Source organism: uncultured Algibacter sp. (assembly GCF_947490405.1).
Classification (GTDB): domain Bacteria; phylum Bacteroidota; class Bacteroidia; order Flavobacteriales; family Flavobacteriaceae; genus Algibacter_B.
Genome location: NZ_CANLGU010000008.1, coordinates 38,895 through 51,095, shown reverse-complemented (window position 1 = coordinate 51,095; position 12,201 = coordinate 38,895). Strand labels below are relative to the sequence as shown.

Annotated in this window: 11 protein-coding genes; 9 read left to right on the top strand and 2 right to left on the bottom strand. The window is 32.6% G+C overall.

The features are described from left to right. The first annotated feature begins 62 nt into the window (after positions 1–62). The 8 genes from serC (at position 63) to Q0772_RS15180 (ending at position 7,344) form a co-directional block, all read left to right on the top strand. Positions 63–1,127 carry a 3-phosphoserine/phosphohydroxythreonine transaminase gene (gene serC / locus Q0772_RS15215; RefSeq protein WP_298346557.1) on the top strand — a complete coding sequence of 355 codons (1,065 nt, stop codon included), beginning with the start codon at positions 63–65 and terminating at the stop codon, positions 1,125–1,127. 162 nt (positions 1,128–1,289) lie between these two features. Beyond that, a complete protein-coding gene (locus Q0772_RS15210) occupies positions 1,290–2,240 on the top strand; it encodes a D-2-hydroxyacid dehydrogenase (RefSeq protein ID WP_298346555.1) in 951 nt (316 codons plus the stop codon). Positions 2,241–2,359: 119 nt separating this feature from the next. Beyond that, positions 2,360–2,998 (top strand): DUF937 domain-containing protein, encoded by a 639-nt coding sequence (locus Q0772_RS15205; protein ID WP_298346553.1) that lies wholly within the window; start codon positions 2,360–2,362, stop codon positions 2,996–2,998. A 216-nt stretch (positions 2,999–3,214) separates the two neighbouring features. Beyond that, on the top strand, positions 3,215–3,652 hold the full coding sequence (locus tag Q0772_RS15200) for a DUF6146 family protein (RefSeq protein WP_298346551.1): 438 nt from the start codon (positions 3,215–3,217) through the stop codon (positions 3,650–3,652). Between the two features lie 35 nt (positions 3,653–3,687). Further along, the gene (locus Q0772_RS15195; protein WP_298346549.1) at positions 3,688–3,990 is read left to right on the top strand and encodes a DUF6787 family protein; all 303 of its coding nucleotides are present in this window, start codon (positions 3,688–3,690) and stop codon (positions 3,988–3,990) included. Further along, on the top strand, positions 3,990–4,322 hold the full coding sequence (locus tag Q0772_RS15190; protein WP_298346547.1) for a hypothetical protein: 333 nt from the start codon (positions 3,990–3,992) through the stop codon (positions 4,320–4,322). The genes Q0772_RS15195 and Q0772_RS15190 overlap by 1 nt, the downstream gene beginning before the upstream one ends. A 30-nt stretch (positions 4,323–4,352) precedes the next feature. Beyond that, a complete protein-coding gene (locus Q0772_RS15185) occupies positions 4,353–6,752 on the top strand; it encodes a TonB-dependent receptor plug domain-containing protein (RefSeq protein WP_298346545.1) in 2,400 nt (799 codons plus the stop codon). Positions 6,753–6,786: 34 nt separating this feature from the next. Next, entirely contained in the window at positions 6,787–7,344 is a 558-nt protein-coding gene (locus Q0772_RS15180) for a type 1 periplasmic binding fold superfamily protein (protein ID WP_298346543.1), read from the top strand. A 116-nt stretch (positions 7,345–7,460) separates the two neighbouring features. On the opposite strand, the gene Q0772_RS15175 is transcribed toward Q0772_RS15180, so the two are convergent. After that, positions 7,461–8,225: a DUF481 domain-containing protein gene (locus Q0772_RS15175; RefSeq protein ID WP_298346542.1), complete on the bottom strand. Its 765-nt coding sequence runs from the start codon at positions 8,223–8,225 to the stop codon at positions 7,461–7,463. A 38-nt stretch (positions 8,226–8,263) separates the two neighbouring features. Continuing rightward, positions 8,264–9,736: an IMP dehydrogenase gene (gene guaB, locus Q0772_RS15170; protein WP_298346540.1), complete on the bottom strand. Its 1,473-nt coding sequence runs from the start codon at positions 9,734–9,736 to the stop codon at positions 8,264–8,266. Positions 9,737–9,965: 229 nt separating this feature from the next. Here guaB and Q0772_RS15165 point away from each other — a divergent pair, with 229 nt between their 5' ends. Then, positions 9,966–12,185: a TonB-dependent receptor gene (locus Q0772_RS15165; protein ID WP_298346538.1), complete on the top strand. Its 2,220-nt coding sequence runs from the start codon at positions 9,966–9,968 to the stop codon at positions 12,183–12,185. Positions 12,186–12,201: the final 16 nt, after the last annotated feature.

Genomic DNA, 12,201 nt, shown 5'->3' with positions numbered 1-12,201 from the left:
AATTCTTAACAATAAATACTTAATTAATTAGGAACTTTGCATCTTTAAATTTTACTACAAAAATGAAGAAACATAACTTTAGTGCAGGACCATGTATTTTACCACCAGAAGTGTTATTAAAAGCTTCTCAAGCAGTTGTTGATTTAGACAATAGCGGGTTATCTTTAATTGAAATATCCCATAGAAGTAAGGCTTTTGTTGACATCATGGAAAACGCTAGAGCTTTAGCTTTAGAGTTACTTGGTTTAGAGGGTAAAGGATATAAAGCTTTGTTTTTGCAAGGTGGTGCTAGTACTCAGTTTTTAATGGTTGCTTTAAATTTATTAGAAAAAAGAGCTGGATATTTAAATTCTGGTGCTTGGGCTGATAAAGCCATCAAAGAAGCTAAAATTTATGATGATATTTATGAAGTTGGTTCTTCTAAAGACGCTAACTATAATTATATTCCTAAAGGTTATGAAATACCTGAGGATTATGATTATTTCCACTGTACATCAAACAATACAATATACGGAACACAAATAAAGGAATTCCCAAAATGCGATATCCCTCTAGTTTGTGATATGAGTAGTGATATTTTTTCTCGTACTCTAGATTTTTCGAAGTTTGATTTAATTTATGCTGGAGCTCAAAAAAATATGGGGCCAGCGGGAACAACTTTAGTTGTTATAAAAGAAGACATCTTAGGAAAAGTATCTCGTAAAATACCATCTATGATGGATTACAAAGTACACATTAGTAAAGGCAGTATGTTTAATACGCCTCCTGTATTCCCTGTTTACACAACGATGTTAACTCTTGAGTGGTTAAAAAATTTAGGCGGTATACAAGCCATAGAAAAAGAAAATGAAAAGAAAGCACGTTTAATGTATTCTGAGATAGACTTAAATCCGCTATTTAAAGGTTTTTCAAGTAAACAAGACCGTTCTAACATGAATGCTACATTCACTTTAGAAAATGAAAACTTAAAAGAAACTTTTGAATCTATGCTTAAAGAAGCTGGAGTAAGTGGCGTAAACGGACACAGAAGTGTTGGTGGTTACAGAGCTTCAATGTACAACGCTTTACCACTTGATAGTGTAAAGGTTCTTGTTGAAGTAATGAGCGAATTAGAAAGTAAAGCTTAAAATAATTAATCGTCATTCCGAACGAAGTGCTGGAATCTGTTTAATAAGATTGCCGCGTCATGCTTCCTTCTAATGGCAAAAAAATAAAAATCTAATTTAAAGTTGAATTATTAACTGTTTACAGAACTTTTAACTTTTAACTTATAATCTATAACTTATATAATGAAAGTATTAGCAAACGACGGAATTTCTCAAAGTGGTATTGATGCCCTAGAAAAAGCTGGGTATGAAGTAAGTACAACCACTGTAGCACAAGAACAATTGATTAACTATATCAACGAAAATGATATTTCTGTTTTATTAGTTAGAAGTGCTACTACAGTTCGTAAAGATTTAATAGATGCTTGTCCGGGATTAAAAGTAATTGGTCGTGGTGGAGTTGGTATGGATAATATCGATGTAGAATATGCAAGAGAACAAGGACGTAGTGTTATCAATACACCTGCTGCGTCTTCGCACTCTGTTGCTGAATTGGTGTTTGGACACTTATATGGTTTAGCACGTTTTTTACATAATGCTAACAGAGAAATGCCTCTAGAGGGGGATAGCAACTTTAAAGGTTTAAAGAAAGCTTATGCTAAAGGAACTGAACTTAAAGGAAAAACTTTAGGTGTGTTAGGTTTTGGTCGTATTGGGCAAGCTACTGCAAAAGTAGCGCTTGGTGCTGGCATGAAGGTTGTTGCTTTTGATCCATTTTTAGAAAAAGCGAATCTAGAACTAGATTTTTTTGATGGTCAGAAAGTAAATTTTGAAATTGAAACTATTTCTAAAGAAGACGTTTTAAAGCAATCAGACTTTATAACACTACATGTGCCTGCGCAAAAAGACTATGTTATTGACGAAGCAGAATTCAATATGATGAAAGATGGCGTTATTTTAGCTAACGCTGCTCGTGGTGGTGTTGTAAACGAAGTAGCCCTAGTTAAAGCTATTGAAAGTGGAAAAGTAGCTAGAGCTGCTTTAGATGTTTTTGAAAATGAACCAAAACCAGAAATGCAATTACTAATGAATCCTGCATTATCGTTAACGCCACATACTGGTGCTGCAACCAACGAAGCACAAGACAGGATTGGTACAGAACTAGCTTCACAAATTATCAATATCTTAGGATAAGATAAATTACCGTGTGACCTAAATAGAATTAATGAGTCCTAACTACAGAAGTTGGGACTTTTTTTGTACATTAAGCCACCTATTTTTATAAACATTATTAATTAATTCATAAAAAAAACATGTCAGGAATTTTAGATTTATTAAACAGCGACCTTGGAAAAACTATCATCAGTGGTGTATCAGGATCCACAGGAACAGATCAAAATAAAACAAGTAGCGTACTTACAATGGCACTACCTGTTTTAATGAAAGCAATGCAACGAAATGCATCTACTCCTCAAGGTGCTGAAGGACTTATGAGTGCTTTAAGTAATAAACACGATGGTAGTATTTTAGATAACCTTGGTGGTTTATTTGGTGGTGGTGTTGATGATGGTGTAAAAAACGATGGAGATAAAATTCTTGGTCACGTACTTGGTCAAAAAAGACAAGGAGTAGAACAAGTTATTGGTCAGAAATCTGGTTTAGATGCTGGTTCTGTGGGCAATATTTTAAAAGTAGCTGCTCCCATATTAATGGGTGTTCTAGGAAAGCAAACGAGACAAAACAATGTAAGTTCCTCAAATGACCTAGGTGGATTATTAGGCGGATTACTTGGGGGAAGTTCTGCAAAACAAGAACAAAGCTTCTTAGAGTCTATTCTTGATGCCGATGGTGATGGTAGTATTGTTGATGATGTAGCTGGAATGGTATTAGGCGGAAGTAAAAAGAAAGGTGGTCTTGGTGGATTATTAGGAGGTCTTTTCGGAGGAAAATAAAACTTAATTTTATAAATTTAAAAAGCGTTGGGTATTCTACCCAGCGCTTTTTTTTTATTAAAACATATCAAAATCAGTATTTAAGGTATTGTTTTTGTAAATTTATTAATCGGGTAACTTAGTTTACTCATCAGAAACATTAGTTAACTCATACTCCTTTTTTTTAGGACGAGAGACCTTATACTTTTGAGAAGTAATCAAAAAAGTTAAATGCTCATGAAAAAAATATTTTTTATACTAATCGTCTCGGTTTTCATTCTTAACTGTAAAACACCAAAAACAGCTTCCACAAAAACTGATGAACATTTAGAGAGTTTAAAAGCAAATGATACCGTTAAGATTACTAATGAGAAGGTTGAATATGAAATTATAATCATTGAACCTGGTTTCAATTTTTGGCTTGCGAGTAGAGCACGCCCAAAAGGTTTTTATTCTCAACAATTTCTGGAAAACAGAAATTGGCTTTATGTTATGGAATGGAATCAGCGTGTGCTACAACCACAAAGATATAGAACAGATTTGTATGAATTACAAATTGATTATCAGCAAGATATAGATTATGGTTACGAGGTTAATTACATGCTTTACAATTATTTTATCTATTTTCAGTTAACCTATAATCAAAGATTAGGTCCTTTTGTACCCAGAATTTAGTTCACTTTATTTACTTTTGCATAAAAATTGTACAATTGAATAAGTTAAAAGAACGTTGGGGCATTGAGCATAACTGGCAAATAGCGATTATTTTAATTGTATTTGCTGTTACTGGATCTACTGCATCTTACATTGGCAAACCCATTCTTGCTTTCCTAAATATTACAACTGAAAAATTTTCAAGTTTTGGGTATTGGACTATTAGAATTCTTTTACTCTTTGTTGTATATCAATTTTTACTTGTGTTTTTTGGCTGGTTATTTGGTCAACATAAGTTTTTTTGGAACTTTGAAAAGAAAATGCTCCGTAGAATTGGCTTAAAACGATTTGTAGATTGATGACTTTCGTTAAAGAACATATTGCGTTTAAAATACTAACATTTTTGTTGGCACTATCGCTATTTGTATCTTCTGCATCAAGACTTATCCATATTTTTGAACATGATGAGCATCAAGTTTGTATTGGTGGAGACACAACCCACATTCACAAAGTAGATTTAGATTGTGAGTTTCAAAAATTTCAAATAACTAATTATTTTTCACCTACAGTAAATAATTATGATTCAACACCAGTTGATTATCCACATAAAGTATCTTACTTAACATACAAATTTCTCAGTAATCTTCAACCATTATCTTTTTCATTAAGAGGTCCTCCTGTTTTAGTTTAAAATTCTAATTTTAAATTAAAACACAATTTAATGAAACACTATTTATTGATTGTGGTGCTCTGTTTTTTAAACTTAGCCCATACTCAAAATTGCACATACACGCTTTTAGGTGAAATAAAAGACTTTCATGACGGTACACCAATGTCTGGTGCAACCATTTACAATGAAACTTCAAACACCTATACATCAGCAGATATCAATGGTAAATTCACCATTGAAAATCTGTGTAATGGAAAGCTAGTGTTAATAATATCACACGTTGGATGTGAAACCAAACGCGTAGAAGTAGACATTGATGGTGATACCTACCAAGAGATAAATATGGAGCATCATTTGGAAGAACTGAAAGAGATTACGGTAACTACCGATTCTAAAATTGAGAAAACATCCATCCAGCAAACAGTTTCTAAAAAGCAGATTGAAACTTTTTCAGATAAATCATTAGGAGATGCATTAAACACAATTAGTGGTGTATCATCATTAAATACTGGTAACACCATTGTTAAACCTATGATTCATGGACTACACAGTAGTAGGCTACTAATTATAAACAACAATGTTCGGCTTTTTGATCAAGAATGGGGTTATGAACATGCACCAAATATTGATATAAACGCTAGTGGACGTATTGATGTTATTAAAGGGGCTAATTCGCTTATGTATGGTAGTGACGCTATTGGTGGATTAATTTTAATACGCCCTGAAAACTATGCAGTTAAAGATAGTTTATTTGGAAGTACTTCGTTGGCTTTAAACACCAACGGATGGGGAGGGAATATAAATTCTGAGATCGTAAAAACCAATAAGAATGGCTTTTACACAAAAATACAAGGGAGTTATAAAACTTTTGGTGATTTTGAATCTCAAAATTACTATCTAAGTAATACAGGTATTAAAAGTATAAATGCTTCAGCTAGAATAGGGTTTAAATCTTTTGAAAAGGGTTTTGATGCATATTATAGTTTTGTGGATAATACATTCGGTATTCTAAGGGCTTCACATATTGGTAACGTTGGAGATTTAGTAAGAGCAATAAATAGTGGAGAGCCCCAATATATTTCAGATTTTTCAAATACTATTAACAACCCAAAACAATCTATTTTTCATCATTTAGGAAAAATTGAGGCTTACAAACGTTTTAAAGAATTTGGAAAATTAACACTACAGTATGATTTTCAAATTAATAGACGAAAAGAATTCGATTTAAGACGTGGAGACAAAGCGAATGTACCCGTTGTAGACCTAAGATTGTTTACAACATCGTTACAACCAAACCTAAGAATAGATGCTTATGAAAATCTAAAAATAAACACTGGGTTTTTATTACGCTATCAACAAAACGATGCCATTTCTGGAACAGGAACTACTCCTTTAATCCCAGATTACGACAAATATGATTTTGGTTTTTATGCTATTGGGGCTTATAATTTAAACTTGCTTACAGAAATTAGTGCTGGTTTTAGATATGATTTTTCTCGAATTGAAGCCTCAAAACGATATAGAGTTACAGATTGGGATGAAACATACAATTATGATGAATTGTTTCCAGAGTTTAATACTGGAGTTATCGAGGATTCAAGGTATTTTACGAACCCAGAATTTTCATTTCATAACATATCTGCTAACTTAGGTTATGCTAGGCATATGAGAAATGACTTCGAATTTATTTTTAATTATGGGTTGGCATCTAGAATGCCTAATCCTTCAGAATTATTTAGCGAAGGCCTACACCATAGTGCGGCTAGAATAGAAATTGGACAGCTAACTATGGAAAAAGAAATTGCAAATAAATTTATGGCTTCTCTTGAAAGAAAGCATCAAAATTTTGGTTTCACAATTAGTCCTTACTATAAATATATATCTAATTTCATTCAGCTGATTCCAATAGGTACAACAACAACAGTTAGAGGTGCATTTCCTGTTTGGGAATACAACCAAACTAACGCTCAAATATTTGGGGTTGATATAGATTTATACAAAACAATCAGTAATAACTTTAATTACACAGGTAGCTTAAGTTTGTTAAGAGGCGATAATTTATCAGAAGATATTCCACTTATTAATATGCCAGCTACAAATTTTTCAAATTCAATAACATATAATAATGAAAAACTAAACCAACTATCAATTGGTTTAACACAAAAAACTGTATTACAACAAAATAGATTTCCAGATTACAATTTTTTTACGTTTGATCCAGTACTACAACAAGAAGTTTATGTAGATATTAGCTCAACACCTGAAACCTATACACTCTTCAACTTTAATAGCTCAGCTAGATTTAAGGTATTTAAAACAAAAACCTTAAAAGTAGCGTTTAATGTTGAGAACCTTTTTAATGTTTCTTACAGAGAACATTTAAACAGACTCCGCTATTTTGCAGATGAGTTAGGTAGAAATTTTAACATACAACTTAAAATAAATTATTAAAACAAAAACCATGAATACTTTAAAATTAAAAAACATGAAAACAATCAAATTATTAGCCTTACTTTTTATTTCGTCTTTAGCTATTGGATGTTCTAGTGATGACGATGGAAATGATGATGACCATGATAGTGAAGAAGAATTAATTACTACAGTAATTTACACATTAGCAAATAATGCAGATAATACAGATGTAGTTACATTAACCTTTACAGATTTAGATGGTGAAGGTGGTGCAGATGGAATTTATGATATTTCTGGACCATTAACAGCAAATGCTACATATACTGGTGGTATTAAGTTATGGAATGCTACAGAAAACCCAGCTGAAGATATTACTTTAGAAGTTGAAGATGAAGCAGATGAGCATGAGTTTTTCTATTCCAGTACTGCTGGATTAACTATTACTAAAACTGACGTTGATGGTGATGGAAACCCTGTGGGAATAGCAACTACTGTAACTACAGGTTCAGCAGCAACTGGTAGCTTAACAGTTATATTGAAGCATGAACCTACAAAACCAAACGATGGAACAGCTACTGGAGCTGGAGGTAGTACAGATGTTGAAGTAAGTTATTCTATTGAAGTTCAGTAAAATCTAGATTTTGTAATACAGTCAAAAAAAGCAACTAAATTAATTTAGTTGCTTTTTTTAATATAAAATATATCTTAATCTCTTAATCTGCTATAAAATTTAAATACTCAAAGCAATTAATAACTTTTTAAAGTAAATCCAAAAGTTAAAAATCTATCTTGTTGCTTTTGGTCTTCTATAACTAGACTTTCAAATGACTGAAGGTAGTTTATTTTAAAGTTTAAATACTTCCAAAGTGGCAATTCTAAACCTATATCTGCTCGCCACCTAAAATTATTTCCCTTTTCTAAAGAAGGCTGAAAATAATTTTCATGACTTAAAATTACTTTATTTTTGAATAAATGGTATTTCCCATTTAACCAAACAGTACAACGAAATGTATTAATAGTAGTTTCGCCATCATATTCAGATTTATTAAAGCCTGCCTTTTTAAATTCAGTTTGTTCATATTCGCTTGAAATGGACAATTTAAGCCAATCCTTTTTCTTTTTCATAACTTGAAAACTAACCCCTGCACCCAATAGAGAACGTAAATCGATTTCTCTACGAAAATTAGTACTTACAAAACCTAAAACAAATGGATATATTTTCTTCTCAGGGTTAAAGTATAAAAAGTTAAGACTCAATATATCTTCATCAGCCTTTTCCTTCCCGAATTCCTGATAAACATAGGAGTTTTGTGTTTTAAACACCCACTTTTTCCAAGGCTTAAAACTCAAATCAGATTTTGCTCGGAAAATTAAAGTTTCCACATTACCATCTTGCCAAAACCCACTAAGAGCAAGTTTTGCTTTCAAATTAAGTGAATCACTTTCGCTTTCGTTAATTTGTGCAGAAAGTAAAATAGGAAACAAGAAAATTATCTGAAAAATCTTTTTCATAATATTTTCAATGTAAAATTTTGAAAAAACTTTTAAACCTATCTTGAGTAATTAGGAGACTCTTTAGTAATAGTTACATCATGCGGGTGACTTTCATTAATACCACTCGCTGTAATCTTTACAAACTGTCCAGTTTCTTTTAAAGTCTCTATATCTTTAGCACCGCAGTACCCCATTCCTGCACGCAAACCACCAACAAATTGATGAATACTTTCGTTAAGTTCACCTTTATATGGTACACGTCCCACGATACCTTCTGGTACTAACTTTTTAATATCATCTTCCACATCTTGGAAATAACGGTCTTTACTTCCTTGTTTCATAGCTTCTACAGATCCCATACCACGGTAAGATTTAAACTTTCTACCTTCATAAATAATGGTTTCACCAGGAGATTCTTTGGTTCCTGCTAAAAGCGATCCTAACATTACAGTGTCTGCACCAGCAGCTATAGCTTTTGGAATATCACCTGTGTAACGTATGCCACCGTCTGCAATTACTGGAACACCTGTACCTTTTATAGCCGCAGCAACTTCTAACACTGCAGAAAACTGCGGAAACCCTACACCTGCAACTACACGAGTTGTACATATAGAACCTGGCCCAATACCAACCTTTACAGCGTCTGCACCAGCTTCTACTAAAAACTTAGCTGCTGCTGCTGTTGCCACATTACCTACAATAACATCTAAGTCTGGAAACTTGTTTTTTACAGATTTAAGAGCTGTTAATACAGTTTTAGTATGTCCATGAGCTGTATCTATAACTACAGCATCGACACCTGCATTAACTAAAGCTTCTGCCCTATCTACAACATCAGCCGTTACACCCAAAGCTGCTGCAACACGTAAACGGCCGTATTGATCTTTATTAGCGTTTGGTTTTTGACTCAACTTTGTGATATCTCTAAACGTTATTAAGCCTGATAATTTGTAATTATCATCAACTATTAATAACTTTTCTATTTTATGTTGTTGAAGAATACTTTCTGCATCATTTAGTGATGTACCAACAGAAGCCGTTACCAAATTATCGGAGGTCATTACATCTACTATAGATTTGCTGTTATCATGCTCAAAACGTAAATCTCGATTGGTAACAATGCCTTTTAGTGTACCATCTTTAGCCACTATTGGAATACCACCAATACTATGTTCGGCCATGTTGCGTTTGGCATCTGCTACCGTTGCTGTTAATGGTAATGTTACAGGATCTATAATCATACCACTTTCTGCTCGTTTTACACGTCTTACTTTTTGTGCTTGTTGCTCTATAGTCATGTTCTTGTGTAGCACCCCAATACCACCTTCTTGTGCTATAGCAATTGCCATTTTACTTTCGGTTACAGTATCCATTGCCGCCGAAACAATTGGTACATTAATAGTGATATTTCTGGTAAACTTTGTTTGTATACTTACTTCTCTAGGAAGTACTTCAGAAAAAGCTGGGACTAAAAGAACGTCATCATAGGTTAAACCTTCTCCGACAATTTTGTTTTCGTGTGCAGTCATGTTGCAATTACAGTTATAATTGCGTGCAAATTTACAATTTTTTTACTCATCAAAAGACCTTTTACAGATAATTATACTCAAGTAACAAAAACTTAACATTTGTAAAAAACTATTAATCAACAAATTATGTTTTTTATTTTTATTTATTCTAAATAAACTTTGTGAAAGTAAAATTCATTTCTATTTTTGCACTTAAATTAGAACCTTATTTTTAATCAGTCTAAATAAAATGAAAACCAAAATCACACTTATTATCCTACTGTTTACGTGCATTTCATTTGCACAAAACAATGAAAAAACTAATGATTCCATACAGAAACTTGACCAAGTACTAATTAGTACTCAAGTTATTTTTGGAAATAAATATGAAGCAAAAAACAGAACAGGTTCTTCTTATTATATTTCTCCTGCGGAACTAGCAAAATTTAATCATACAGATATTAATCGTGTATTAAGATCTGTTCCAGGTGTTAATATATATGAAGAAGATGGTTTTGGACTCAGACCAAATATAAGTTTAAGAGGAACTTCACCTGAGAGAAGTGCTAAAATCTCTATCATGGAAGACGGAATTTTGATTGCTCCTGCCCCTTATAGTGCTCCCGCTGCATATTATTTCCCTTCTGTTGCGAGAATGCAAGCTGTTGAAATTTTAAAAGGAAGTAGCCAAATTCAATATGGGCCATTTACTACAGGAGGTGCAATAAATTTAGTAAGCGCACAAATACCTGATACGTTCCAAGGTAATATTAAAACAAGCTATGGTAGTTTCAATACAGGACAAGTTCATGCTAAAATAGGTGATAGTAAAACTATATTTGGTTATACCTTAGAATATTTAAATTTTAATTCCGATGGATTTAAAAATTTACCTGATGGCAGTAACACAGGATTCGATAAGAATGATTTTGTTGCTAAATTTAGATTAAATTCTAAACCAGATGCTTCAATAAAACAAGCTGTGAATTTTAAATTTCAATATTCTGATGAAGTTTCAAACGAGACTTATTTAGGTTTATCACAAGAAGATTTTGTTGCTAACCCTTTTAATCGTTATGCAAGTTCGCAAGATGATAAAATGACAAACGATCATATTCAATTCACAGCAAGTCATCAATTAGAATTTTCCAAACAATTTAGGATAACCACAGATGCTTACTATAATGGTTTCGCAAGGAATTGGTATAAATTAAATGATATTGTTTTTAACGGAGATAAAGTTGGTATTTCATCAGTAGTAGAAAACCCAGAAACATACCCTAATCATTTTAGTATTGTTGATGGTAGCAGTAATTCTAGTTCGGATGCGCTTATTTTAAAAGCAAATAATAGAAAATATAAATCTCAAGGTATTCAAACAAAATTCGACTACCATTGGTATGGCAAAAATACTTTTCATGATTTAGAGATAGGCTTAAGATATCATTATGATGAAGAAGACAGGTTTCAATGGGTAGATGGTTTTAACATTATTGATGGACAAATGAATTTAACAACTAAAGGTGCTCCAGGAAGTGATGCCAATAGAATAAGTAGCGCTAAAGCCTTTGCTGGATCTATTCTTTACAAATTAAAATATAATCAATTAACGATAACACCAGGTTTACGCTACGAAAATATTACTCTAATGAGAGAAGATTACGGAAAAAATGATTCTAGTAGATCTGGAACTAACTTAGTAACTAGAGAAAACGATTTAGATATATTTATCCCAGGAATAGGCTTCAACTATAAGTTTAGTGCTTTTACATCTTTATACGGAGGCATTCATAAAGGGTTTTCACCTCCAGGTAATTCTCCTAATCAGGAAGCTGAAGAAAGTATTAATTATGAAGTAGGTTCTCGTTTTAACTTTAAAGGTATTCGAGGAGATGTAGTTGTATTTTACAACGATTACAGTAATCTTTTAGGTAGTGATTTAGCCGCAACTGGTGGAACAGGGTCTTTAGACCAATTTAATGCTGGTGAAGTAGCTGTTAAAGGAATTGAATTACTTTTAAACTATGATCTATTAAGTAAAAACGCTAAATTAAGACTTCCTCTTACATTTGGTTACACATTTACAGATACTGAGTTTCTAAACAGCTTTGGTAGTGATGATGATTTATGGGGAGAGGTTACTAGCGGTGATGAATTACCATATATTGCAAAACATCAATTTAATACATCAATATCATTAGAGCACAAATCGTTTGAATTGAATTTAAATGGACGCTTTAACGGCGCTTTTAGAACTACAGCTGGAACTGAGAAAATTACTGATGCTAATGGTGTAACATCTAACATTATATTAGATTTCTCGGGTAAATATCACTTTAACAAAAACATAAGTGTTACAGGGAATATAATAAACCTTTTAGACGAGACTTATGCAGTATCTAGAGTTCCTGCGGGATTAAGACCTGGGCATCCTTTTGGAGCCTATGCTGGTTTAGAATTTAGATTCTAACATAAAGAGAAGAATA